Annotated in this window: 20 protein-coding genes; 6 read left to right on the forward strand and 14 right to left on the reverse strand. The window is 60.0% G+C overall.

Annotated elements, in window-relative coordinates; all coding sequences use genetic code 11:
- Positions 1-163 precede the first annotated feature (163 nt).
- The gene (locus E3O56_RS19940; protein ID WP_103734313.1) at positions 164-1,789 is read left to right on the forward strand and encodes a methyl-accepting chemotaxis protein; all 1,626 of its coding nucleotides are present in this window, start codon (positions 164-166) and stop codon (positions 1,787-1,789) included.
- Between the two features lie 15 nt (positions 1,790-1,804).
- Here the strand turns inward: E3O56_RS19940 and E3O56_RS19945 are convergent, their stop codons facing one another.
- The 6 genes from E3O56_RS19945 to E3O56_RS19970 all read right to left on the reverse strand — a co-directional run bounded on the left by E3O56_RS19945 (position 1,805) and on the right by E3O56_RS19970 (position 7,475).
- Positions 1,805-2,176: a hypothetical protein gene (locus E3O56_RS19945; protein ID WP_078821490.1), complete on the reverse strand. Its 372-nt coding sequence runs from the start codon at positions 2,174-2,176 to the stop codon at positions 1,805-1,807.
- Positions 2,177-2,295: 119 nt separating this feature from the next.
- Positions 2,296-3,276 carry an NAD(P)-dependent oxidoreductase gene (locus E3O56_RS19950; protein ID WP_032875844.1) on the reverse strand — a complete coding sequence of 327 codons (981 nt, stop codon included), beginning with the start codon at positions 3,274-3,276 and terminating at the stop codon, positions 2,296-2,298.
- The gene (locus E3O56_RS19955) at positions 3,273-4,565 is read right to left on the reverse strand and encodes an MFS transporter (protein WP_032875841.1); all 1,293 of its coding nucleotides are present in this window, start codon (positions 4,563-4,565) and stop codon (positions 3,273-3,275) included. Before E3O56_RS19955 ends, E3O56_RS19950 begins: the two co-directional genes overlap by 4 nt.
- Before the next feature lie 45 nt (positions 4,566-4,610).
- Positions 4,611-5,552, reverse strand: a complete 942-nt coding sequence (locus tag E3O56_RS19960; protein WP_248128872.1) for a sugar kinase — start codon at positions 5,550-5,552, stop codon at positions 4,611-4,613.
- Positions 5,545-6,327 carry a sugar phosphate isomerase/epimerase gene (locus E3O56_RS19965; protein WP_248128873.1) on the reverse strand — a complete coding sequence of 261 codons (783 nt, stop codon included), beginning with the start codon at positions 6,325-6,327 and terminating at the stop codon, positions 5,545-5,547. The genes E3O56_RS19960 and E3O56_RS19965 overlap by 8 nt, the downstream gene beginning before the upstream one ends.
- A gap of 86 nt (positions 6,328-6,413) precedes the next feature.
- Positions 6,414-7,475 carry a LacI family DNA-binding transcriptional regulator gene (locus tag E3O56_RS19970; RefSeq protein ID WP_078821486.1) on the reverse strand — a complete coding sequence of 354 codons (1,062 nt, stop codon included), beginning with the start codon at positions 7,473-7,475 and terminating at the stop codon, positions 6,414-6,416.
- A gap of 261 nt (positions 7,476-7,736) precedes the next feature.
- Between E3O56_RS19970 and E3O56_RS19975 the strand changes: the two genes are divergently transcribed.
- The 3 genes from E3O56_RS19975 to E3O56_RS19985 all read left to right on the forward strand — a co-directional run bounded on the left by E3O56_RS19975 (position 7,737) and on the right by E3O56_RS19985 (position 13,700).
- On the forward strand, positions 7,737-8,981 hold the full coding sequence (locus E3O56_RS19975; protein ID WP_103734310.1) for a hypothetical protein: 1,245 nt from the start codon (positions 7,737-7,739) through the stop codon (positions 8,979-8,981).
- Between the two features lie 178 nt (positions 8,982-9,159).
- Positions 9,160-11,160: a hypothetical protein gene (locus E3O56_RS19980; RefSeq protein ID WP_103734309.1), complete on the forward strand. Its 2,001-nt coding sequence runs from the start codon at positions 9,160-9,162 to the stop codon at positions 11,158-11,160.
- A gap of 272 nt (positions 11,161-11,432) precedes the next feature.
- Positions 11,433-13,700: an autotransporter outer membrane beta-barrel domain-containing protein gene (locus E3O56_RS19985; protein WP_078821483.1), complete on the forward strand. Its 2,268-nt coding sequence runs from the start codon at positions 11,433-11,435 to the stop codon at positions 13,698-13,700.
- A 61-nt stretch (positions 13,701-13,761) separates the two neighbouring features.
- Here the strand turns inward: E3O56_RS19985 and E3O56_RS19990 are convergent, their stop codons facing one another.
- From E3O56_RS19990 to E3O56_RS20015, 6 genes are all read right to left on the reverse strand, one after another.
- Positions 13,762-14,223: a hypothetical protein gene (locus E3O56_RS19990; protein ID WP_032875821.1), complete on the reverse strand. Its 462-nt coding sequence runs from the start codon at positions 14,221-14,223 to the stop codon at positions 13,762-13,764.
- Between the two features lie 252 nt (positions 14,224-14,475).
- Positions 14,476-15,075: a LysE family translocator gene (locus E3O56_RS19995; RefSeq protein ID WP_032875818.1), complete on the reverse strand. Its 600-nt coding sequence runs from the start codon at positions 15,073-15,075 to the stop codon at positions 14,476-14,478.
- 54 nt (positions 15,076-15,129) lie between these two features.
- Entirely contained in the window at positions 15,130-15,969 is an 840-nt protein-coding gene (locus tag E3O56_RS20000) for an AraC family transcriptional regulator (RefSeq protein WP_032875816.1), read from the reverse strand.
- A gap of 72 nt (positions 15,970-16,041) precedes the next feature.
- Entirely contained in the window at positions 16,042-16,683 is a 642-nt protein-coding gene (locus E3O56_RS20005; protein ID WP_032875813.1) for a DUF1345 domain-containing protein, read from the reverse strand.
- A 138-nt stretch (positions 16,684-16,821) separates the two neighbouring features.
- Positions 16,822-19,920: an efflux RND transporter permease subunit gene (locus E3O56_RS20010; RefSeq protein ID WP_248128874.1), complete on the reverse strand. Its 3,099-nt coding sequence runs from the start codon at positions 19,918-19,920 to the stop codon at positions 16,822-16,824.
- A 6-nt stretch (positions 19,921-19,926) separates the two neighbouring features.
- Complete coding sequence (locus tag E3O56_RS20015) at positions 19,927-21,069, reverse strand: efflux RND transporter periplasmic adaptor subunit (RefSeq protein WP_248128875.1); 1,143 nt, start codon at positions 21,067-21,069, stop codon at positions 19,927-19,929.
- Between the two features lie 227 nt (positions 21,070-21,296).
- On the opposite strand from E3O56_RS20015, the gene E3O56_RS20020 reads away from it, so the two are divergent.
- Both E3O56_RS20020 and E3O56_RS20025 read left to right on the forward strand, forming a co-directional pair.
- Positions 21,297-21,998 carry a response regulator transcription factor gene (locus tag E3O56_RS20020; protein WP_005788610.1) on the forward strand — a complete coding sequence of 234 codons (702 nt, stop codon included), beginning with the start codon at positions 21,297-21,299 and terminating at the stop codon, positions 21,996-21,998.
- Positions 21,999-22,001: 3 nt separating this feature from the next.
- The gene (locus E3O56_RS20025) at positions 22,002-23,303 is read left to right on the forward strand and encodes an ATP-binding protein (protein ID WP_078821478.1); all 1,302 of its coding nucleotides are present in this window, start codon (positions 22,002-22,004) and stop codon (positions 23,301-23,303) included.
- On the opposite strand, the gene E3O56_RS20030 is transcribed toward E3O56_RS20025, so the two are convergent.
- Together E3O56_RS20030 and E3O56_RS20035 are read right to left on the reverse strand one after the other, a co-directional pair.
- Positions 23,304-23,978, reverse strand: coding sequence for an anti-sigma factor (locus E3O56_RS20030; RefSeq protein ID WP_078821477.1), 675 nt, complete (start codon positions 23,976-23,978; stop codon positions 23,304-23,306).
- Positions 23,975-24,502: a sigma-70 family RNA polymerase sigma factor gene (locus tag E3O56_RS20035; RefSeq protein ID WP_103734303.1), complete on the reverse strand. Its 528-nt coding sequence runs from the start codon at positions 24,500-24,502 to the stop codon at positions 23,975-23,977. Before E3O56_RS20035 ends, E3O56_RS20030 begins: the two co-directional genes overlap by 4 nt.
- Positions 24,503-24,531 lie beyond the last annotated feature (29 nt).

The raw sequence follows: 24,531 nt of genomic DNA on the forward strand, positions 1-24,531 counted from the left end.
ATATTAATAAAGACCCTGCGCAAAAAAACTGTCCCGGCCGATAGTGAATATAGGCCCACATTACAACGACAACAGTGGTGACCAAGGTCTGGCCGGCGCGTTGACGCTGACAGATCGTTTCGCGACAGGGACGTTCGCAAACACTACTTCTGAGAGCAGCCCTATGTCCCTTCGTCACCTGAATATTGCGCCTCGAGCGTTTCTCGGTTTCGCCTTCATTGCAGTGTTAGTGGTCATCCTGGGGGTGTTTGCGGTCAACCGCATGACGCAGATCCGGCAGTCTTCCGTGGACATGAGCGCAACCCAGCTGCCCAGCGTGACGTCCCTGGGCAACATCACTGAAAACGTACTGCGCATGCGCATCCTGTCGTTCCGGGTGTTGGTCAACCGCGAACCGGCTGCCCTGCAGGAAGCCGAAACCCGCATCGGCGTGCTGACCGATAAGGTCAAGGCCGCCCAGGCCCATTACGCCCAGCTATCGATGGGCGAGCAAGAGGCGGTGATGTACAAGACCTTCAGCGTGACGCTGGATAATTACTTGAAGGCCCAGGCCGACATGCTGGTGTTGTCCAAGCAAGGCAAGGTCGATGAAATGCGCGCGCTGATCAACAGCCGCATCAAGGACGGCACCGACCAGATGGGCGAGCAGTTGAACAAGCTGATCGCCCTCAATGCCGCCGATGCTAAAACCGCCGACGCGGCGGCTGGGCAAAGTTATGAGGGCGCAATCACCGGTGTGGTGGCAGTGTCGGTGGTGGCCGCATTGCTCACGGTGCTGTTGGCTTGGCTGCTGACCCGCAGCATCGTTACGCCATTGCGCAAAGCCGTGGAAGTTGCCGAGACCATCGCCGCCGGCAACCTCAGCAAAACCTTCGCGGACGATGGCAAGGATGAACCTGCGCGCTTGCTCAGTGCCTTGTCGAGCATGCAGGCCAACCTGCGCCAGACCATCCAGCATATCGCCGGCTCGGCCACGCAGCTGGCTTCGGCGGCAGAAGAGCTGAGTGCGGTGACCGAGGAAGCCTCTCGTGGCCTGCAGCAACAGAACAATGAAATCGATCAAGCCGCCACGGCGGTCAACGAGATGACCGCAGCGGTAGAGGAAGTGGCGCGTAATGCTGTCTCCACCTCCGAGGCCTCCGGGCAGTCCAACCACGTGGCGCGCGAAGGCCGCGACCGGGTGATGGATACTGTCGGCGCGATCCAGACCATGACCCAGGATGTGCAAAACACCGCCGTGATGATCGAAGGCCTGGCGACTCAAGGACGGGATATCGGCAAGGTCCTCGACGTGATCCGTGCGATTGCCGAGCAGACCAACCTGTTGGCGCTTAACGCCGCGATTGAAGCCGCCCGTGCCGGCGAAGCCGGGCGCGGCTTTGCGGTGGTTGCCGACGAAGTGCGGGCCCTGGCCCATCGCACCGCGCAATCGACCCAGGAAATCGAGAAGATGGTCGCTGGCATCCAAAATGGCACCGGTGAAGCGGTGCAGTCCATGCAGCAAAGCAACCAACGCAGCCAGGCCACCCTGGAAATGGCCCGTGCTGCCGGCGTGGCCCTGGAGCAGATCACCCAGTCCATCAGCCTGATCAACGAACGCAACCTGGTGATTGCCAGCGCCTCGGAAGAACAGGCCCAGGTCTCCCGCGAAGTAGACCGCAACCTCGTCAACATCCGCGACCTGGCTACCCAGTCAGCGGCGGGCGCCAACCAGACCAGCGCGGCCAGCCATGAGCTGTCGAGGTTGGCGGTGGATTTGAATGGGATGGTGGCCAGGTTCGTTATCTAACCGCTCAGCGTGTTCTCATGTGGTTGTCTTCAAGGCCAGGCGCAGGAATGCGCCTTTGGAGTTAGGGCTTACTTGGCCGGAGGTGTTGGTGATGGTGTAATAGATCAGGTGAACACCGTCTGGAAAGGTACGTAGCACATCGCCAGTGATCGGGACAATTGCTGCGGTGGTTGTGCTGGTAATAACGTAAGGAACGATGGGTTCTTCGTCAGGCCCCCCGATCCGCATTCCTATCTTGCTTCCTACGACTTGCGTGGGATAAACGGGAACTGTCACCAGTAGTGTGTCGCCGTTGGCTTGCAGGTAGGCGGGGGTAACGCCATTGGCGACCTCCGCCGGTAACTCAGGTTTGACGGGAACCGGACCTGTGCTGTTTTCAGGCGTCATGACATTACTCTCCTTGAGTTAGTGCCCCTGCCTCAGTTGGGGCGCAAAGTCATTCCAGCGCTTTTCTGAGCACAGGGATACTGTCAAGGTTCACAGCTAGGCACCGCAGTTTTGGCGTGTTAAGAACGCTTCCACACATGTGGATTGACCAGATTCTGTGGCCGCTCGCCTGATAACGCCTGCAGCAGATTATCCACCGCACACTTGGCCATCGCCTCGCGCGTCTCATGAGTCGCCGAGCCGATATGCGGCGTCGCTACCACGTTGTTCAAGCGCAGCAACGGCGAGTCGTGGCTGAGCGGTTCCTTCTCGAACACATCCAACCCAGCCGCCCGGATGGTGCGTTGCTGCAACGCTTCGACCAGCGCAGCCTCGTCCACCACCTTGCCGCGGGAGATATTGATAAAGATCGTCTCCGGCCCCATCAGTGCGAACTCTTCGGCGCCGATCAGCTTCTCGGTTTCGGCGGTCAACGGCAGGGTCAGGCAGACAAAATCCGCCTCTTTGAGCAAGTCCTGGAGGCTTCGGTACTGCGCGCCAAAGCGCGCCTCCACCGCAGGCTTTGGCGAATGGCTGTGGTAGATCACCGGCATGCCGAAGCCAAAATGCCCACGCTGGGCCAAGGCTTCGCCGATGCGGCCCATGCCGATGATACCCAACGTCTTGCCATGCACATCGCTGCCAAAATGCGCCGGGCCGATGTTCTTGTTCCACTGGCCGGCACGCACCATGTCGGCCAACTCGACCACACGCCGGGCGGTCGCCAGGATCAGCGCAAAGCCGGTGTCGGCGGTGGTTTCGGTGAGCACATCCGGGGTGTTGCTGAGCAGAATGCCGCGTTGGGTCAGGTAGTCGATGTCGTAGTTGTCGACCCCGACCGAGACGCTGGCCACGGCTTCCAGCTTGGGTGCCAGGTCGAGCAACCGGGCATCCAGGCGCAGGCTTGCACCCAACAGACCATGGGCGCTGGGCAGCGCATCGCGCAGTTTGGCCAGGCCGGCCTCATCCAGTGCATCGATCAGCGTGACCTCGGCCTGCTCATGCAGGCGGGCCATCAGCGGCGCGGACAGTTTCTTGTACAACACAACGGACTTTTTCATGAGGTTTTTACCTTCAACTCCAGGGTTGGCACCGGCGAGCGGTCACTCGCGCCGGGCTTGAGGAAAATCGTCAGCACCACCGACAGCAGCAACGCGCCGCTCATCAACAGGTACGAAGCGCCAGGCGAGCCGGTGCTGCTGTTGAGGTAACCCACCAGGTACGAGCCACCGAACGAGCCCAGCGCGCCCATGCTGTTGATCAGCGCCATGGCGCCACCGGCGACGTTGGCTGGGAGGATTTCCGGGACAATGGCAAAGAACGGGCCGTAGGGTGCATACATGCATGCACCGGCGATCACCAGCAGGGTGTAGGACCACCAGAAATGTTCGGCACCCAACACGTAGGACGCGTAGAAGGCGATGGACGCAATCAGCAATGGTGGCCACACAAAGCGCTTACGCTTTTGCAGTTTGTCCGAGCCCCAGGACACCACCAGCATCCCGATCACCGCCGCCAGGTACGGCAGCGCCGAGAGCCAGCCGGCTTCGACCATGTCCATCTGCAAGCCGGCCTTGAGGATCGACGGCAGCCACAGCACAAAGCCATACACGCCGATGCTCCAGCAGAAGAATTGCAGGGCGAGGATGATCACCTTGGGCGAACGGAACGCCTCGGCGTAATTCTTCACCGCCTTGATACCCACCTGTTCGGCGGCGAGGGCGGTTTCCAGGTCTTTTTTGTGCTGTTCACTCAGCCACTTGGCGTCGGCGGGTTTTTCATCCGCCAGCTTCCACCAGATGAACGCCCACAGTACGGCCGGCAGGCCCTCGATGATAAACATCCAGCGCCAGCTGAAGTGCTGCACCAGGTAGCCCGAGACCACCGACATCCACAGCATGGTCACCGGGTTGCCGAGGATCAGGAAGGTATTGGCCCGCGAGCGTTCGGCACGGGTGAACCAATGGCACAGGTACACCAGCATGGCTGGCATCACCGCGGCTTCGACCACCCCGAGCATGAAGCGGATGGCGATCAGCATATAGGCGTTGGACACCACGCCGGTCAGCGTCGCCAGGCCGCCCCAGAGGATCAGGCTGACGAAGATCAGTTTTTTGACGCTGCGCTTTTGCGCATAGATTGCTCCCGGTACCTGGAAGAAAAAGTAGCCGAGGAAAAACAGCGCACCGAGCAGCGAAGACATGCCGGGCGTGATCATCAGGTCTTCGGCCATCCCGGAGGCGGCGGCAAAGCCGTAGTTGGCTCGGTCCAGGTAGGCCAGGCTGTAGGTGATAAACACGATAGGCATGATGTACCACCAACGACGGGTGGCGAGTTTCACGGTTTCCATGGGGTTGCTCCTGAGCTTGTTGTAGTTGTGGCAACAGGTAATGGGTTACGCAACGGATCGAGTGGGTAATTCGGCGCGGGTCGGCAAACCCTCCATATCGCCACGGCTCTGCACGGCGCGGCTGCCGATCCAGTTAGCGCGCTGGACGGCCTCGGGGAAGCTTGAGTTTTCCAGCAGGGCACTGATCATGCCCACGGCAAAACCATCGCCGGCGCCGACGGTGTCCACGACTTTTTCCACCTTGACTGCGGCGATAAAGCCCTGGTCCATGTGGGTGCGGTAATAGGCGCCTTCGGGGCCGAGCTTGATCGCCACGGCTTCGGCGCCCTGATCGAGGTAGAACGCAGCGATATCCGCAGGATCCTCGAAACCGGTGAGCAGGCGGCCTTCACCCAGGCCCGGCAACACCCAGTCCGCCAGAGTGGCCAGGGCATTGATTTCGCGGATCATCTGCGCCTGGCTGGCCCAGAGCGAGGGGCGCAGGTTCGGGTCGAACGACACGCTGCGCCCGGCGTTGCGCATCTGCGTCATCAGTTCGAAGGAGAGTTCACGGGTGGCATCGGACAATGCCGGTGGAATCCCGGTAGCGTGCAGATGGCGGGCTTGCAACAACGCAGGGCTGATATCGGCGATGGACAAATGGCTGGCCGCCGAGCCTTTGCGAAAGTACTCGACCTGGGGATCAGCGCCGGCCTCTTCGCGCGACTTGAGCTGAAACCCGGTGGGATGCAACGGGTCGACGGCCACATGGCGGCAATCAATGCCTTCCTTGCCCAGCGTGTCGACCACAAAGCGCCCGAGGGAGTCGTCACCTACTCGGCTCAGCCATGCCACGTTGAACCCCAGGCGCGACAAGCCGATGGCGACATTGCTGTCGGCGCCGGCAATGCGTTTGTGAAACTGCGCGACCTGGGCCAGATCGCCGGTCTGCTCGGCGACAAACATCGCCATGGTTTCACCAAACGACAGGATATCGATCTCAGACATGGGCGTTCTCCACGCGGGGTTGGCCAAGGCAGGCGAGGGTGGCGACCTGTTGTGCAGTGACCTCGACCAGGTCATCGCCCTGCAACGGAAATTCCACCGCCCGCGTAATACCTTGAGTCATGTGTTTGAGCAGTTGTTCCCACAGATGCAGGTCGGTGGCGCCCGGCGGCAAGGCCACGAGCTTGCCGTCGGCGCGACGGGCCACGGCCTTGCAGTGCAGGTAATCCACATGCCGGCCCAGCAACCGCGCAGCAGTGAGCGCGGACTGGTCTTGCCACTGCCAGTTACCGATATCGAAGGTCATTTTCACCGGAAGGCCCAGGCGTTCGACTTCGGTGAAAAACCGTTGCATCGGTTCAATGCGTCCACCGTGCAGGGTCTGGTCGTTTTCCACCAGCAGCTTGACCGGGTGGCGATTGAGCAGGGCGTGCAGGCTTTCCAGATCGTTGGTATCGGTGAAGTAACCGAGCGAGACCTTCAGCCATCCCGAGCCAAAGGCCTGGGCAAGGTCCAGGGTGGCGGCCAGCTCGGCATTGGGCTGGGCACGGCCGGCGACCCACAGCTCCAAGGGCGAAGAAAATACTGATTCCAGGCCTTGTTCTGCAGCGGCCAGGGCCAGCTCGGCCGGTTGCTCGGTGGTGAGCAGTTCTTCACGCCATTCAATGCGCTGGGCACCGGCGGCGCTGAGCAGCGCGACAAAACTCAATTGACCCTGCTGGCGAACCAGGTCGGCGCCGTAGCTGGAAAGGCTGATGGAGACGGGGTATTTATGCATTGTTGTTTACCTCTGAAACCGGTTTCATTTTCATGCGCAGAACGAAAAATGTGGGAGCGGGCTTGCCCGCGAAAGCGGTGTGTCAGTCAGCTTGGAAGTGGCTGACCTATCGCTTTCGCGGGCAAGCCCGCTCCCACAGGGGATTGGGTAGAGCCGCGGATAATCAGCTCCGGTAAAAAATCCAGGGTGCGCGTGGGGGCGGTATCGCCGCGCAGGCGCTTGAGCAAACAGTCAAAAGCGCTGGCGCCAATCGCTTGCGTCGGTTGGGCGAGGGCGGTAATCCCATTACCCACCAGCGGGTACCAGTCCAGGTCATCCAGGGCGATCAAGCCCACCTCGCCGAACAGGTCGCAGCCCAGGGCCTTGAGTACACGGGTGCAGGCCAGTGCTGCCACGCCGTTGGCGCAGAACAGTGCCTTGGGGCCGGATTTGGCGAGAAAGGCTTGCAGACGCTTTTCCAGTTCGCCATCCAGTTCAACCACGGCACCTGTCAAAGCCGGGCGTTTGGCAATCTCGGTGTTGAAACTCTCCAAACGCTCCAAACGTGAACTGGTGCCATCGGTGGCCTCGCTCACCAGCAGCACGTCGCGATAACCCTGTTGCTCAAGATGCTCTACCGCAATACGCACCGCCGCCGGGTTGTCCAGGCCCACCAAGTCACTGTGCAACGGCTCGACCTTGCGGTCCACTAACACCAGGGGCATTTCCCGTTGCAGTTCCAGCAATTGGTCGAGGTGATGGCCCAGGGTGTTCACGATCAGCCCTTCGATGTTGTACGAGCGCAGCGCCGCCAAGTGCTGGCGCTCCTGCTCGTCATCGCGGTCGGTGTTGCACACCACCAGGCTGTAGCCGTGCTGGCGGCAGGCGGTTTCGACGCCGTGCATCACCGCGATGGAGTAGGGGTTGCGGATATCAGCCACCAGCATGCCGATCAGGCGCGTGCGCCCACGCTTGAGGCCACGGGCCATCTGGTTGGGGCGGTAGCCGAGTTCTGCGATGGCGTGTTCGATACGCAGGGCGATGGCATCGGAGAGCAGGGCGCGGTCATCGCCGATAAAGCGCGACACGCTGGCCTTGGACACGCGCGCTCGCTCGGCGACGTCGAGCATGGTCACGCGGCTGCGCTGGGCGGCGGAAAATGGAGTCACGGCAAAGCCTTTCTTATTGGAATGAGTAACGGGATGAAACCGGTTTCAGAAAACACTAGCCCATCGTCTTCGTCAAGAGAATCTTGGTCGTGTGAAGCCACTGGTCAGCAGGGAGATCCGACGAGCGGTGGTCCTACCTGTGAGTTTTGACAGTATCGGCTGGGCCAGAGGAGGTGTTCAATGGCGCCAACAGAACCTCTGGTATTGGCATGCTGAGAGCAGGGGGCGGTTTAGAAAATGCTTGAATGACGGGAGGTTTAAATGACTACTTCCACTACTGGCCAGAGTGCCAATGGGCCTACGGGCTCAGGAGGCATCCTTGTGCTTGAGGCGCCAACAGTCGTCGACGTATTACCAGATGGATTATTACCCGCTCGATTCAATTTCACTGATCTACGCATCTTGCTTGAGACACCTTGGGCGGTTTTGCCCGGCCCCGGAAGGTTTCAGTACGTGATTTTCGAATGGCATGTCCGAGGTGCCAGGTCCGTTGATACCCCGCCCTTTGAGCTGCGTGGCCCACTGACGGATGCCGACTTCCCTCTGCCCATGACGATTCCTCAGGCGTTCCTGCTGAGCAGTGCCATCGTTGACCTGCGCTACCGGATTCATAACACCCGGCCAGATAGCCCGAGTGTCGATACCTCGTCGCCCGTGACGATCAGAATCGACCGCGACGCTCCAGGCGTCGGCTCGTTACTGGCGCCTGCCATTTTCCCGATCGATCCGATCACCCAACCCTATCTGGATGCAAATCCCATGGTGCGCATGGAGATCCCCGAGAGCTATCTCGGACGTGAAGTCGGGGACAAGGTGCTGATGTACTTTTCGGATATGAATATGCTGCCAACCGGCCTACCCACTTGGGTTTCGCCACCGCTGACCAGTGATAGCGGCCGCATTTTTGTGGAGGTGCCTAATGACGTGTTCCGCGCCTACCCTGGCGCGCTATGGCTTTTCTGTTTTTATCGTTTGGAGGATCGCGCCGGTAATGTGAACCCGACCTTTTCATTGTTGGCGCGGGTCGGGTTGGCAACCGATCTTCCACCCATCCAGTTCACTCGGCCTGAATTTCCTCAGGCTTTGCTTCACCCAAACCGGTATTTGACCTGCAGCACCCAACCGCCAATCTGGTACGGAGTCGAGGTGGCAATCCCGGCAGACCCGAACATCCAGCACGGGGATTTGATCACGCTGAGGTTTCAGGGGTATGGCCAGTATCCGGACGTCGACCCAGATCCAAATGTTGTGGAAACCCTTGAGCATTACTGGGATGCAGTGGCGGATGCATCCGGCTACAACTTCTGGATTCGTGATGTCGAGCGTGTGATCCGGCCATTGAAAATGAATGCCGGTGGAGAGGCTCATTACCTTGTGACCAGGAATCGAACGCCCATTGGTCGTTCAGCTTCCAGGTATGTGCAGTTCGACCGCGTGGTGCCTACATCGCCACTACCGCCCAACCCGGTTTACTGCTGGGAAGGCGGCAATGGTCCCGAGCCCTGAGCCAGGGTGCGGGTTTAGTAGAACATTTTGAACTGAATGTAGTTGGTCGAAGAATCATTCGGCTGAAGAGAGTGTGTCCCGGTTTCAGTCTCCTGGCCGTAACTCAAGTGACTGAACGAGCGTTTGCGGCCCGCCAGTGCGCGCGGTGCCTATTCTAAAGCAGCAAGGAGAGACTGAAATGAGTAGAAAACGTGGTTCGACTACGACGCCAGCGCCTTTGGTTCTCAATGCACCCACGATTGACGAGGCGTTGGATGATGCGACTGGCCTTATCCCGGCGATGGTTGCCCCTGTTGGCATTAACGTCCAGTTACGGACCGGGACAGCATCAAGGGGCACGGACTGGATGGGCGTTGAAATCCGGGATATCACTGTGAGCCCGCCTACCTGGACCACCTTGGTGGCGCCTTATCAAATCAACCAGACGCCCGTTCCTCCGATAATCAGCAGGTTTATTCCCGCGCCGGTACCTGAGTATCGACATGGCTACTACGAGCTCAGGAATACTCAATACCGTAATCAGGCCGGCATACCAGGCCCCTCCCTTGACTCCTCCAACCCGGGTGCTTTTCGGGTTGATACCATTGCACCCTATGCCGTAGCGACTTCACGCGAGCAGCCGCTTGTTCCAGTCTTCGCAAATGTGCCGCCGGGCACGGTCATTAACGATGCCTTCCTGATCGATCAAGGCGGCGTGGAGATTGAGATCCCCCCGAATGACTTTGGTCCACAGACTGGGCGATTCGAAGCGGGGGATATGATTAACGTGTACTTCAGCCCGGTGATGGACCCGCGCCCCGAGTATCTGGTGAGTGGCTCAGGTGTGCCTATGTTGCCATCCCCTGATGTAAGCACTTTTTTCCTGCCCAGGAACCTGATTGTCCTGAGCGGGCTATATTATATTTTCTACACCATCACTGACCGGGCAGGTAACGTCAGCCGTCCCTCGTTCAATGATTTTCGAACAGTCTCGTTGTTGGACGATCCGCAGCCTTTGGAGCCGTTCCTGCCCTTGGCGCCGGCACCACGTGCCGGCAGCACGGATGATCTTCTCGATATTCAGGATTATCGTCAGGGGATTGAAGCCCACGTTGAAGATTATCCTGACCACGCCACTGGCCTGGACAAGTTCGAGATGCAATGGGAAGCACAGCCCTTTGGGCCGCAAACCGCTGAGCTGGTTGATTTTCCGGTGGTCTTCAGCAATATGAATGATGCGATTAAAGACGCATATACCGCAACGCTGGGGCCGCAGACGGTGACCCTGCGCTACCGTATCGAACGAAATGGCGTGTTTTTCCCTTCTCCTGATAAAACGGTGCGGCTTGACCTGTCGGTGGAGGGGCCTGTTCTTCCAGGCACTCTTGAACCCGGCGATGTAAACCCAGCGCTGAACCTGGCGCAGGTGTTCGGCGGGGGGCCCACTCCGGAGCTGAACACCCTGCGCATTGGCGATGCGAATCAACCCGTCACCATTGTGATCCCGCTCTGGACCATTGCAGCGCTGCCCCATGCGAATAACGAGTTTGTCCTGTTGTGGGGGGCTACGAAAGAGCGAGTAGGGCCTTTCCCGCTCAGCACGACAGTGCCCGGAGCTGACGCGACGTTCACCATTCCTTGGGAGGTCGTTGCCCGCCACGGCAATGAGCTGCAGCCCGTCAGCTATGTGGTCATTGGCCCCGGCACCACGAATGAAAACCCGTCGGGCGTTACCATGGTCGACGTGATCGATGCAGTGAGGGTCGTACTGCCGCCTGCTGAGTTCTTACACCTTGACGCCAACGACGAGTGGAGTTGCCAATCGCTGCGAACCCGCGCGCCCGGAGCACCACCGACGCTTTACGCCGAGCTCTTCATTCCAGGCGATCCGAGGTTGGAGGTAGGTAATAGCGTGACGGTAACCGTTACGATCTTCAGTGAAGCCTTTGGCTTTCCACCGGGTCCATTCACGCAGACCTTTACCCACCCATCATTGAGCCAAGGGGATAAGGACAATGGATTTGTCGTTGAAATCCCTTATCGTCCATTCCTGACCCAGTCCGTGCTTGGCCCTTGCGAGGTGACCTACTCAACGATCGTCAACACTGGGGCTACCGGTAACAGTGAATTGGCTGAGGTGTACACGGTATTTTCCAACCCTGAGACATACTGTGATGGGGTAACTATCGTAAGACCTTGAACTCAATGAAAAACGTTAAATACAAAAGGGAAGCACGGCTTCCCTTTTGTGTGTCTGACAGTTATGTATTGCTCCTTGTCGGAAAGACCTTCAGCTTCTTTGTTAAGTATGTTTTTCCAACACTCTAAAATATCAATCGCTACATCCATCTAAGATAAATCCTACAGCCATGGGTATGTTCGCTGCGTAACCTCTGCGCCGCACCGGTAAGGCTTCATTCCGAGGGAACGAGCCAAACCGTTTCGAAGGCTCCACCCAGAGGATGAACTCACATGCGACTGTTAACTGAATTCGAGCTCAAACCTTTGAGCAAGATGATGAAGGTTCCAACTATTACTTTTTTGATGTTTGCGGCTGTGCATTCCACCGCTCAGGCAGACCACCTGATTGGTGAGTCAAAAACCATTGAAAGCAACGAACTCAATAATGACTGGCAGCTGGATTTCAGATCTGAACTGACCGTCAATGGTGCTCGTGCCCAACATATCCTGGTCAACGATTCGGCACTGATTGTCAATGCGGGCAGCCGCATCAATGACATCCGAGCCACCCAAGGCTCTTTAGTGAGCCTCGACGGCGCCACCGTTGATTCAAGCCACGCAGTGTTTGGTGCGGTGCGTCTGGATGACAGCGATGCGCTTATTAACGGCAGCAACATCACCAGCCATACCACCATGGGTCTGCAAGCGTTCCAGAGTCACGACTCTGACAAGGGCGGGGTAGCCGAAGTATTCAATAGCACCATCCGTGGTCACATCGGTGGCGCAGTGGCGACTGGCAACAGCGAGCTGCACTTTAACGACCACACGTTGGTCGAAGGTACCGGCGTCGATAGTTTTGGCGTGTCGCTCGATGGTGCAACGGCAACTGCCAGCCAAAAAAGCAGGATTATCGGTGGCAAGAACGGCGTGGTGTTCACCAATGACCTCAACAGCGCGAATACGGGCAAGTTGGTATTGGATAACTCCAGCGTCGAAGGCCGCAGCGGTGCCGCCATTGCCGTCAATGGTTTTCCCGGCGAGGCCATGGCCGTTGAGATCGATATACGCAACGGCTCGACCTTGATCGGCGGTAACGGCTCATTGCTGGAGGTCAACGGCGGCGCCGTAGCGAGCATGAATGTCGATAACAGCGACCTACGTGGCAACGTTATCGTCGAGGACGGCAGCACGGCGCATTTGAGCTTGCAAAACCGTGCCGGGCTGACGGGCCAACTGCAGAATGTCACCAGTCTAGCTGTCGGTGATCAGTCTTATTGGGCGTTGACGGGCGACAGCCAAGTGGGCGCCTTGAGCCTCGCCGGCGGTACGGTGAAGTTCGGTGATACCGATGCGTTCTACCAGTTGGACGTAGACAGCCTTGAGGGTAATGGCACCTTCGTCATGGGGACCGATTTCGCCCGTGGCATTACGGACTTCTTGAACGTCGAGGGCGAGGCCAAAGGCGACCACAAGCTGTTGCTCGCAGCCAGCGGTGCGGAACCGACCAACCCGCAAGATATCCGCGTCGTTCACACCGGCGGCGGTGATGCACAGTTTTCCCTGGTGGGCGATGTAGTCGATGTCGGCGCTTATTCCTATGGCCTGAAAAAGGAAGGTACCGACTGGTTCCTCGACCCGAACAACCGTGTGATCAGCCCCGGTACCCGCTCGGTATTGGCGCTGTTCAACACCGCACCGACCGTGTGGTACGGCGAGGCGACATCCCTGCGTTCGCGTATGGGCGAGCTGCGTTTCGAGCCTGGACAGGCGGGCGTGTGGATACGCGGTTATGGCAACAAGTACGAAGTGTCCGACAGCACCGGGATTGGCTACAGCCAGAACCAGCGGGGCTTTACCCTCGGTGCAGACACACCCTTGGCCGACAGTCAGTGGCTGGTGGGCGTAATGGCCGGTCACAGCACCTCTGACCTGAACCTCAAGCGCGGTACCTCGGGGAACGTGAAGAGTTACTACCTGGGTGCGTATGCGACCTGGCTGGACGAGGAGAGCGGCCTGTATTTCGATGCGGTGGCCAAGGTTAACCGCTTCCAGAATGAGTCCAAGGTGGGCCTGAGTGACGGCACCTCATCCAAGGGCAAGTACAACAATACCGGTGGCGGCCTGTCGGCTGAGTTCGGTCGTAACATCAAGCTGGACGACGGGTTCTTTATCGAACCTTACGCGCAAATGTCTACGGTGGTGATCCAGGGTGCCAATTACAGCCTGGATAATGGCTTGGAAGCCAAGGGTGAGCGTACGCGGTCGATCATGGCCAAGGCCGGCGCGACCGTCGGGCGGGATATACAGCTCGACTCCGGCAGTGTCGTGCAGCCTTATCTGCGCGCAGCGATGGTGCATGAGTTTGCCAACAACAATAAGGTCTCGGTGAACAACAATGTGTTCAACAACGACCTCTCTGGTTCTCGCGCCGAATTCGGGGCGGGTATGGCGGTGAAGCTCTCGCAGAACCTGCAGCTGCATGCCGACCTTGAGCACAGCAGCGGCGGCCGGGTTGAACAGCCTTGGGGCGCTAACGTAGGGGTGCGTTACACCTGGTAAAGACGTAACACACAACAACGCCCGTATCGAAAGATGCGGGCGCTTTTTTTTGCGAATAACATCAACTGGTCAGGTCGAAGTCGACGTCCAGGACGTGCGCATGCCCGTTAACATCATGATCGGTTGTAGCATGCAGCGTACCTCTGATTTTAATGACGCCGGCCGCGAGTCCCCGAATGATCAAAGTACCCTCAATGGCGCTCACTGTATAATGATCCTGGGGTAACTTTACTGAATACCAGACCTTAACATTCGTGAACTCTTGTTTTGCGAGGTCGATCTCCTGGCCTACCCGAACGTTATCGGGTATCTGAATGAATATTTCTTTTATGGTCACTGAGTTATCGGCGTGTCGGCCATTGATTCTATAGACAGCTTGTTCGAAGTCGTGCACCACGGTGGTGGTTTGAAATTCGATGGGGGATAAATCGACCTTCGCCTCGAAGAGGCCAGTCGCAGTAATTCGTTTGGGACGTAATGCCTTTTGTTGCGCCAAGGTTAACGGTTGCGCTAGTACGGTCATGATCGCTTCTCCATCGCTGATGATTGTGCGAGTAACAGAGGTAGAGGGGGGCTCTGCCTTGTTCATGTAACAGCAGTGCATCGACGCCGTAAACTGTCAAAACTAACAGTATACAAATCTTGCTGCGTGTGGCTCTCTGGCGCCCGGCTTGCTTGGGCGTACGATGTATTAGATGCTTCTTGACGGGCGTGTCTACTGTTAAGAATGACAGTCTGGAAATTTAACTCTGTTTAGATCCCCTACCGAAGAATCTCACATGATCGTACTTATCCAGGTTGAACTCATGAGCAACAACGCCATGCATTGATTGAAACGTCGCTGCGCATGGGGGGACGCCAGCCATCGATTAGAGCCTGCCCCCAAGACTGCCCAGGCGCTGAGGCAAGGCAGCGATATCAAAAAAAATATCAGTGACAAAGACAGTATCCGTTTTTGCTGCTCTGCACCGTTGCCGGCAAATACGCTGACCACAGCGAGTGCCATCATCCAGGTCTTGGGGTTTATCAGCTGCAAGCACGCTGAGCCGAACAGGCCGAGTCGCCTGTGCGCAGATTGCTCCCCTATGACATGTGGCGGTGCGCTGAAGATCTGCCAGGCCAGGTAACTTAGCCAGGCCATGCCGACCCACTGCATCGCCGTTTGCACTCTGGGCATCTGCGCCAGCGACTGGCCCACACCGGAACCCACCAGCAGCACGATCCCCGACGCCCCCACACCAGCCCCCAGAATAATGGGCAATGCAGCCTTGAAGCCGTAACGGGCGCTGTTGCTCAGCACCAGGATATTGGTCGGGCCGGGGGTGATGGAGGCGACAAAGGCGAACAGCATGAAAGGCACGAACGTGGACAGCATGACGGGGGACTCCGGCGAGCTCATTTAGAGCGCCCATCTTCACAAGCCCGGGCGTTACCGGTCTGGAAGATTTGTGCAGCGTTTGCGGTACGCGGCCGGTGTCAGCCCATAAGCCCGCATGAACCAGCGGCCCAAATGACTTTGATCGGCGAAACCCAGGGCCATCGCCACGTCTGCCGGTTGATCGCCCTTGGCCAATAGATACCGGGCACGGGCCAGGCGCAGTTGCACCAGATACGCGTGGGGCGGCAGGCCGAAGGCGCTCTTGAACGCGCGGCTCAGGCGAAAGCGGTCGACGCCGCAGGCCAGCCCGAGTTCATCCATGCCGACGTCCTGATGCAGATGGGCGTGCAGGTATTCCCGGGCCTTGTGCGCCACCTGCGGCAAACGTGGGTCATCGCGGTAGCGCATGCGCCAATAGAGCTGGCCGGTGAGGCGTTCCAGCAAGTAGTCCAGCGCGCTCTGCCGCACGATCCGCAGTTCGCCGTGGTGCAAACTCTCAAACGCCTGACTGGTGGCCAGGGCCAGGCGTGGATCGCTGGCCAAGGTGCGGGCGAAACTCAACTGATGGTGGGCGGGTGCTTCCTCGAAGACACTGGCGATTTCCCGTTCCAGCCACTGCGGGTCAAGGTAGAGCATGCGGTAAGTGAAGCCGTCGACCGTCGGGGCATTGCCGTCGTGGAGTTCCCCAGGCTCCAGCAGGAATACCTGCCCCGGCACGCTGTCATGGCGCATGCGCCGGCAGTTGAATTGCTGCACGCCTTGTTCGGTGACGCCCACCAGGTAGCTGTCGTGCCAATGGGGGTCATACGCATGGCCTTCGAAATGCGCGCGCAGGGTCTCGATACCGGTGTCGGCGTCCTGGGACAAGTCGATCCAATTGTGCGCAGGCATACAACACCGAGGCGGAAAGTGAAGGGCTATTAGCGGCAACACCGGGGTGGGCGTCTAGAAGGTTTGTGCAGTCTAGCCAAACAACCCGGCGGCGATGTTGATCGAAAAGCCCAGAATAGCAGTGTTGAACAAAAAACCGATCAACGACTGCCCCAGCACCACCTTGCGCAGGCCACGGGTGGCGACGCCCACATCCGAGGTTTGTACCGCTACGCCGATGGTGAAGGAAAAGTACAGGAAGTCCCAATAGTTGGGCGTGAGCAAGCCTTCGGCAAAACGTAGGGCGGGCTCCTTGCCTGGCCAAGTGTAATAGAGCCTGGCGTAGTGCACGCTGAAAATCACCCCGATCAATAGCCACGAGCCGATCACCGTCAGCCCGGTAAAACCGTAGTGCAGCAGGCGCTCGGAAGCAGCCAGGTCCTTGCTGCCCACCAGTTCGAAGGTGATGGTCGCCAGGCTGGCGATGGCGGCAATGCACACCATGAACAGCACCAGGCCGGCGTTCTCGTCTTCGATTTCGGCGATGCGCTTGACGTCTTCGGCCTTGGCGCGAATGGTCAACCACAGCATCAGTATCAGGTAGGTCCAGACCCCGGCGTTCCAGCCGATCAGGATTTTGCTGGCAAGGGTGTCAGCCGGTACCAGAATGCCCACGGCAAGGCCCAGTACGGCGGCGGACGAGAGGCGAGGGTGGGTGCGGGCGAGGAAGGGCATGGTTGGTCACAGCTGGCGATAGTTGAGCAGACTGTACCTGATCCTGTGGGAGGGGGCTTGCTCCCGATGGCAGTGTATCAGTGCCAAATAGGCTGACTGAAACGCCGCCATCGGGAGCAAGCTCCCTCCCACATTGGATTAATCTTTGTTGTGTCGTTTGCGCACCAGCTTCATCACCACCACAAAGAACACCGGCACAAACACCACCGCCAAGGTCGCCGTGATCATCCCGCCAATCACACCGGTACCAATCGCCTGCTGGCTGGCCGAACTGGCTCCGGTGGCAATTGCCAGCGGCACCACGCCGAGGATAAACGCCAGCGAGGTCATGATGATCGGTCGCAGTCGCAACCGCGCAGCCTTCAAGGTGGCTTCGATCAAGTCCTCGCCCTGGTCATACAAGTCCTTGGCGAACTCGATGATCAGGATCGCGTTTTTCGCCGACAGGCCGATGATGGTGATCAGGCCGACCTTGAAGAACACGTCGTTGGGCATCCCGCGTAGCGACACGGCCAAGACCGCGCCCAGCACCCCAAGCGGCACCACCAGCAAAACCGAGGTCGGGATCGACCAGCTTTCATACAGCGCGGCCAGGCACAGGAACACGATCAGCAATGACAGGCCCAACAGCAAGGGTGCCTGGGAGCCGGACAAGCGCTCCTGCAGCGACAAGCCCGTCCATTCCTGGCCCAGCCCGGCAGGCAACTGGCTGACCAGGCGCTGGATTTCGTTCATGGCCTCGCCCGTGCTGTGCCCCGGCGCCGCTTCACCGCTGATGGCGATGGCCGGGTAGCCGTTATAGCGGGTCAACTGCGTCGGGCCCTGGGTCCACTTGGCTTCGACAAAGGCCGACAGCGGCACCATCTTGCCTGCGTTGTTGCGCACATTGATCTTCATCAGGTCGGCCACCTGGCTGCGCTGGTCGCCTTCGGCCTGCACCACCACCCGCTGCATACGGCCCTGATTGGGGAAGTCATTGACATACGCAGAACCGATCGCCGAGGAGAGCACATTGCCGACGTCGGCAAACGACACGCCCAGGGCGTTGGCCTGCTTGCGGTCGACTTCCAGCTGCACTTGCGGTGCTTCGGCCAGGGCGCTTTCACGCACGTTGGCAAGAATCGGGCTTTTCGCCGCAGCGTCCAGGAGTTCGGTACGCGCGGCCATCAACCCGGCATGGCCGACGCCGCCACGGTCCTGCAAGCGGAACTCGAACCCGCTGGAGGTGCCGAGGCCGTCCACCGGCGGTGGCAGAATCGCGTAGGCAATCGCATCCTTGAGGTCGCCAAAGGCCATGTTGGCGCGGTCGGCAATCGACGCTGCCGAATCATCACTGCCGCGTTCCGACCAGTCCTTGAGCGTGGTAAATGCCAGCGCCGCGTTCTGTCCGGAGCCGGAGAAACTGAAGCCCATGATCATGGTGGTGTCACCCACCCCAGGCTCGCCTGCGTTGTGCGCTTCGATCTGTTCGGCCACCTGCACCGTGCGGTTCTTGCTGGCACCCGGCGGCAGCTGGATATCGGTGATGGTGTAGCCCTGGTCTTCCACCGGCAGGAACGAGGAGGGCAGGCGGCTGAACAACAGCCCCATGCCCACCAGCAATACCAGGTAGATCAGCAGGTAGCGGCCGCTGCGCTTGAGGGCATAGGCCACCCAACCTTCATAGCGATTGGTGAGTTGGTCAAAGCGCTTGTTGAACCAGCCGAAGAAACCACCCTTGGCATGGTGCTCGCCCTGGGCAATCGGCTTGAGCAAGGTGGCGCACAGGGCCGGAGTCAAGGTCAGGGCCAAGAACGCCGAGAACAGGATCGAGGTGGCCATCGACAGCGAGAACTGCTGGTAGATCACCCCCACAGAACCGGGCATGAACGCCATCGGCAGGAACACCGCCACCAGCACCAGGGTGATACCGACGATGGCACCGGTGATCTGGCCCATGGCTTTTTTCGTCGCGTCCTTGGGTGACAAGCCCTCGGTGGCCATGATGCGTTCGACGTTTTCCACCACCACAATGGCATCGTCCACCAGGATGCCGATGGCCAATACCATGCCGAACATGGTCAGCACGTTGATCGAGAAGCCCAGCAACAGCATGGTGGCAAAAGTGCCCATCAACGCAATTGGCACTACCAGCGTGGGGATCAGGGTGTAGCGCACGTTCTGCAGGAACAGGAACATCACCGCAAACACCAGCGCCATGGCCTCAAGCAAGGTGTAGACCACCTTGGTGATCGAGACCTTGACGAACGGCGAGGTGTCGTAGGGGATCTTGTATTCCACATTGGCCGGGAAGTAGCGCGACAGTTCGTCCATCTTCGCCCGCACCAGGGTCGCGGTGCTCAGCGCGTTGGCGCCCGGCGACAGCTGCACGCTGACGGCGGTGGAGGGCTTGCCGTTCAGACGGGTTGAGAACTGGTATTCCTGGCTGCCGACTTCCACGCGCGCCACATCGCCGATGCGCACGGTGGAGCCGTCGGGGTTGGCCTTGAGGACAATGTCGGCGAACTCCGCCGGGGTCGACAATTGCCCCTTGACCAGGATCGCCGCAGTGATTTCCTGGGTGTTGGTGCCCGGCAAGTCACCAATGCTGCCTGCCGAGACCTGGGCGTTCTGCGCACTGATTGCAGCGTTGACGTCCGCTGGCGTGAGGTTGAAACCGATCAGCTTCTGCGGGTCGATCCAGATACGCATCGCCCGCTCGGCGCCATACAACTGGGCCTTGCCGACGCCGTCCAGGCGCTTGAGCTCGTTCATCACGTTGCGCGCCAGGTAGTCGCTGAGCGCAACGTCGTCGAGCTTGCCGTCGTTGGAGGTCAGGGTCACCAGCAGCAGGAAGCCGGCGGAGACCTTTTCCACCTGCAAGCCTTGCTGGGTCACGGCCTGGGGCAGGCGCGGCTCGACGACCTTGAGGCGGTTCTGCACATCCACCTGGGCCATTTCCGGGTCGGTGCCCGGCTGGAAGGTCGCGGTGATCGTCGCCGAGCCCAGGCTGCTCTGGGATTCGAAATACAGCAGGTGATCAGCGCCGTTGAGCTCCTGCTCAATCAGGCTGACCACGCTTTCGTCCAGGGTCTGGGCAGAGGCACCCGGGTACACCGCGTAGATTTCCACCTTCGGTGGCGCGACGTTGGGGTACTGGGCCACCGGCAACTGCGGGATGGCCAGGAAGCCGGCCAGCAGGATAAACAGGGCCACCACCCAGGCGAAAATCGGGCGGTCAATAAAGAACTGCGGCATGACGGGTTATTCCTTTACGAGCGGGCTGTCGTCCACTTCAACTTTTTCGCCGGGGCGTGCATGTTGCAGGCCCTCGACGATAATGCGGTCGCCGGGCTTGAGGCCGCTGCTGACAATCCAGCGATCTTCGATCACCGCGCCCAATTCCACCGGCTGCTGGCTGACGGTCTGCTCGGCGTCCAGCAGCAACACCATCGGGATGCCGGCGCTGTCACGGGTGATGGCACGTTGCGGCACGCTGATGCCTTGCTTGTCCACGGCCTGCTCCAGGCGCACCCGTACAAAGCTGCCGGGCAACAGGTCCAGATCCGGGTTGGGGAACTCGCTGCGCAAAATGATCTGCCCGGTGCCCGGGTCAACGCTGATCTCGGCGAACAGCAGTTTGCCCGGCAACGGGTACAGGCTGCCGTCGTCCTGGATCAGGGTGGCCTTGGCCTGGTCCTGGCCGACCTGTTTCAGGCTGCCGGCACGAAAGGCGCGGCGCAGGTCGTTCAACTCGCGGGTGGACTGGGTGAGGTCGGCGTGGATCGGGTCCAGTTGCTGGATGATCGCCAGCGGCGTGGCTTCGTTCTGGCCGACCAGCGCGCCTTCGGTCACCAGGGCACGGCCGATGCGCCCGGAAATCGGCGCGGTCACGGTGGCATAGCCCAGGTTCAGCCTGGCGCGCTCGACGGCAGCCTTTTGCGCAGCAACCTCTGCGTTGGTCTGGCGCAGGGCGGCGCGGGCGTTGTCGTATTCCTGGCCGCTGATGGCGTTGCCTTCAACCAACTGGCTGTAGCGCTGCTCTTGCAGGCGGGCCTGGAACGCATTGGCTTGGGCCTTGCTCAGGTTGGCCTGGGCGCTGTCCAGGTCAGCCTTGAAGGGCGCCGGGTCGATGCGGAACAGCACGTCGCCCTGTTTCACATCGTGACCTTCCTTGAACACACGCTGCATGACCACACCGGCCACTCGGGCACGCACTTCGGCAATGCGCGGCGCGGCGATACGCCCGCTCAGTTCGCTGGTAATGGACAGGGGCTTGGCCTGCAGGGTTTCGATGCGCACTTTGGCCAGGGGCATTTCCGGCGCCTCGTCTGCAGACTGACCACACGCGCTCAGCGCCAGTGTGAGGGCCAACAGGCAAAACGGCGCAAATAGATTCTTCGACATGCTCTTATCCCAATATTGACTGGCGCATCCTAAAGTCACCTGCGCCGTGGTGCTGTGAAGCTGTGTAGGTCGTGTGTGAAGAAGTGTAAGGTACGGCGCGCGTGGCGTCGGGGGCGTATATCCTTGCACAACCTTGCTTACAATGAAGATCAAATGTGGGAGGGAGCAAGCCCCTTCCCACATGGGATTTGTGTACGACTTATCAGTGTATTTTCTGGAAACACCCTATGCCCAACATCCTTCTGGTCGAAGACGACGCCGCACTCTCCGAGCTGATCGCCAGCTACCTGGAACGCAATGGCTATCACGTCAGTGTGCTCAGCCGTGGCGACCACGTACGCGAACGTGCGCGTCTCAACCCGCCGGACCTGGTGATCCTCGACCTGATGTTGCCGGGCCTCGACGGCCTGCAAGTCTGCCGCCTGCTGCGCGCCGACTCGGCGGGCCTGCCGATCCTGATGCTGACCGCCCGCGACGACAGCCACGACCAGGTGCTGGGCCTGGAAATGGGGGCCGACGATTATGTGACCAAACCCTGCGAGCCGCGCGTGCTGCTGGCCCGGGTGCGCACGCTGCTGCGCCGTAGCAGTCTGTCCGAGCCCCAGGTGGCCAACGACCGGATCATCATGGGCAACCTGTGCATCGACTTGTCGGAACGCACCGTCACCTGGCGCGAGCAGGCGGTGGAGCTGTCCAGCGGCGAATACAACCTGCTGGTGGTACTGGCGCGCCACGCCGGTGAAGTGCTCAGCCGCGACCAGATCCTGCAACGCCTTCGCGGCATCGAGTTCAACGGTACCGATCGCTCGGTGGACGTGGCCATTTCCAAGTTGCGGCGCAAGTTCGACGACCACGCCGGCGAGGCGCGCAAGATCAAGACCGTGTGGGGCAAGGGTTATCTGTTCAGCCGCTCCGAGTGGGAATGCTGAACCATGTTCCGTGTGCTGCTACGCCTCTACCTGATCACTATCGTCACCTACAGTGCAGCCATCTTTCTGATCCCCAAGCTGGTGATCCAACTGTTCGAACACCGCTACATGGACTACAACATCGAACAGTCCCGTGGCCTGCAAAAGCTGATGGTCAAGCAATACCAGCGCGCACCGGTGGAGCACTGGTCCCAGGTGACCGACCAGTTGAGTCGCGATTTTGCGCCATTGAAGGTTGAACTGTTGCTGCGCCAGGACGCTCGCTATACGCCGCAGGAAGAACAACTGCTGGAGCAAGGCAAGTCGGTGATCCGCCTGGGCGAGTGGGGCTGGATGGAAGAAATCAGCTCGCCGATCAACCAGCAGTTCGCGGTCAAGCTGACCATTCCGCCGGACCCGCTGGACATGAACCTGCTGTACTGGTCGATGAACGTGCTGATCGGCGCGGCGCTGCTGGCGTGCCTGCTGGTGTGGCTGCGCCCGCACTGGCGTGACCTGGAGCGCCTCAAAAGCACCGCCGCGCTGTTGGGCAAGGGCCACCTTGGAGAGCGCACGCGCCTTCCGCCCAGCTCCAGCATCGGCAGCCTGGCGACGGTGTTCGACACCATGGCCGACGATATCGAGCACCTGCTGAACCAGCAGCGCGACTTGCTCAATGCGGTCTCCCATGAACTGCGCACACCGCTCACCCGCCTGGATTTCGGCCTGGCGCTGGCGCTCTCCGAAGACTTGCCCCAGGCCAGTCGCGAGCGTCTGCAAAGCCTGGTGGCGCATATTCGCGAGCTGGATGAACTGGTGCTGGAATTGCTGTCCTACAGCCGCCTGCAAAATCCTGCGCAATTGCCCGAACGGGTCGAGGTGGCGCTCGATGAGTTTATCGACAGCGTGCTGGGCAGCGTCGACGACGAGCTGGAAAACCCCGAGATTGTCATCGACGTGGCGCTCGACTGCACCGTGGAGCGCTTCAGCCTCGACCCGCGCCTTACCGCCCGCGCCTTGCAGAACCTGCTGCGCAACGCGACGCGCTATTGCGACAAACGCATTCAGGTGGGGGTCAAGGTGTGTCCCAACGGCTGCGAAATCTGGGTGGACGACGACGGCATCGGCATACCGATGGACCAGCGCGAGCGCATCTTCGAACCGTTCTACCGCCTGGACCGCAGCCGCGACCGTGCCACCGGCGGCTTCGGCCTGGGCCTGGCGATCAGCCGACGTGCCCTGGAGGCCCAGGGCGGCACCTTGACAGCCCTGGCCTCGCCTCTGGGCGGAGCGCGGTTTCGGGTGTGGTTGCCCAGCGCAAGCTGATCAGAGCACTTTGACCGCGCGGCCGATGGCCTGGATCGGCCCGGTCGGTTTACCGGTCGGCGAGCCACGCGGGTCTTCCAGGGTCAGCTCGAACAGCTGGTTGGGCGCAAGCGGCGGCAGCTTGTCCAGCGGTACCGAGAGCGTTTGCCCTGGCTTGACCAGCCCCAACGACACCGGAGCCTGCCAGCCATCGCCTTTGGTCCAGAACTGCAGGGCTTTGTCGTTCGGTACTTCCATTACGCCTAGCGGAATCAGTTGGATCTGTTGGTCATGGCTGGCCTGGATCACCCAACCGGGTGTCTGGCTCTGTGGCGCAACCAACACCACCACAAACGTCGAGTCGGCTACGGGCGGGCGGGTCAGCAACAGTGCGGCCAACACCAGTGTGGTCACCAAACCTGCGCCAGCCAATCCACGCCAGAGCGACAGCAGGTTCCACCAAGGCACGCCGGCATCCTGGTTCGCCGTGCTGTGTTCAATGCGCCGCCACAGCTGTGCGGATGGCGGCACGGGCTCGGCCAAGGCGGTCAGTGGGAGCAGACGCTGTTCCCAGGCATCCACCGCCGCACGCAGCTCGCTGTCATGTTTCAAGCGTTGCTCGACCTCGGCGCGTTGGTTGGCGGGCAGGGTGCCCAGCACGTATTCGCTGGCGAGTTCATCCAGTGGGTTGCTCATGCCATGCACTCGCGCAGCGCGACGAGGCTCCGTTTGATCCAGGCTTTGACGGTGCCCAGGGGCGTGTCCAGTTTCCGGGCGATTTCGTTGTGGGAATAACCGTCGACATAGGCGTGAAGAATGCACGTGCGACGGGTCGGGTCGAGTTGTTCCAGGCAGTTGTACACCTGGCCTTCTCGGGCGCTGAATTCGAAGCTGTCATTGGCGGCGGCGAGCTGCTCGTGTTCATCGCTCAATGCCACTTCCCGGTAGTGATTGCGCACGGCATTGAGCGCCAGGTGCCGGGTGATGCTGAACACCCAGCCCCGTGCCGAACCGCGGCTTGGGTCGAAACTGCCAGCGCCGCGCCAGACCTTGATAAACGCGTCATGCACGACATCTTCGGCCAGGGCTTTGTCACGCACAATGCGCAACGCCACGCCGAGCAAGCGGCTGCTGTCCTCGGCATAGAGTTGGCGCAAGGCGCGTTGGTCGCCACGGGCACATGCCGCCAGGCAGGCTTGATAATCAAACAAACACGGCATCCTTAAAATGGCTGAGTCCTGTGGCGAGC

This window comes from Pseudomonas sp. W2Aug9 (assembly GCF_023127755.1).
Taxonomy (GTDB): domain Bacteria; phylum Pseudomonadota; class Gammaproteobacteria; order Pseudomonadales; family Pseudomonadaceae; genus Aquipseudomonas; species Aquipseudomonas synxantha_A.

Coding starts and splice junctions, on each gene's coding strand:
- E3O56_RS19985 (WP_078821483.1), top strand. CDS start 11,433: ATGCGACTGTTAACTGAATTCGAGCTCAAACCTTTGAGCAAGATGATG.
- E3O56_RS19955 (WP_032875841.1), bottom strand. CDS start 4,565: ATGGAAACCGTGAAACTCGCCACCCGTCGTTGGTGGTACATCATGCCT.
- E3O56_RS20005 (WP_032875813.1), bottom strand. CDS start 16,683: ATGCCCTTCCTCGCCCGCACCCACCCTCGCCTCTCGTCCGCCGCCGTA.
- E3O56_RS19940 (WP_103734313.1), top strand. CDS start 164: ATGTCCCTTCGTCACCTGAATATTGCGCCTCGAGCGTTTCTCGGTTTC.
- E3O56_RS19950 (WP_032875844.1), bottom strand. CDS start 3,276: ATGAAAAAGTCCGTTGTGTTGTACAAGAAACTGTCCGCGCCGCTGATG.
- E3O56_RS19965 (WP_248128873.1), bottom strand. CDS start 6,327: ATGCATAAATACCCCGTCTCCATCAGCCTTTCCAGCTACGGCGCCGAC.
- E3O56_RS19975 (WP_103734310.1), top strand. CDS start 7,737: ATGACTACTTCCACTACTGGCCAGAGTGCCAATGGGCCTACGGGCTCA.
- E3O56_RS20015 (WP_248128875.1), bottom strand. CDS start 21,069: ATGTCGAAGAATCTATTTGCGCCGTTTTGCCTGTTGGCCCTCACACTG.
- E3O56_RS20025 (WP_078821478.1), top strand. CDS start 22,002: ATGTTCCGTGTGCTGCTACGCCTCTACCTGATCACTATCGTCACCTAC.
- E3O56_RS20020 (WP_005788610.1), top strand. CDS start 21,297: ATGCCCAACATCCTTCTGGTCGAAGACGACGCCGCACTCTCCGAGCTG.
- E3O56_RS20030 (WP_078821477.1), bottom strand. CDS start 23,978: ATGAGCAACCCACTGGATGAACTCGCCAGCGAATACGTGCTGGGCACC.
- E3O56_RS19945 (WP_078821490.1), bottom strand. CDS start 2,176: ATGACGCCTGAAAACAGCACAGGTCCGGTTCCCGTCAAACCTGAGTTA.
- E3O56_RS20010 (WP_248128874.1), bottom strand. CDS start 19,920: ATGCCGCAGTTCTTTATTGACCGCCCGATTTTCGCCTGGGTGGTGGCC.
- E3O56_RS19990 (WP_032875821.1), bottom strand. CDS start 14,223: ATGACCGTACTAGCGCAACCGTTAACCTTGGCGCAACAAAAGGCATTA.
- E3O56_RS19960 (WP_248128872.1), bottom strand. CDS start 5,552: ATGTCTGAGATCGATATCCTGTCGTTTGGTGAAACCATGGCGATGTTT.
- E3O56_RS20035 (WP_103734303.1), bottom strand. CDS start 24,502: ATGCCGTGTTTGTTTGATTATCAAGCCTGCCTGGCGGCATGTGCCCGT.
- E3O56_RS19995 (WP_032875818.1), bottom strand. CDS start 15,075: ATGCTGTCCACGTTCGTGCCTTTCATGCTGTTCGCCTTTGTCGCCTCC.
- E3O56_RS20000 (WP_032875816.1), bottom strand. CDS start 15,969: ATGCCTGCGCACAATTGGATCGACTTGTCCCAGGACGCCGACACCGGT.
- E3O56_RS19980 (WP_103734309.1), top strand. CDS start 9,160: ATGAGTAGAAAACGTGGTTCGACTACGACGCCAGCGCCTTTGGTTCTC.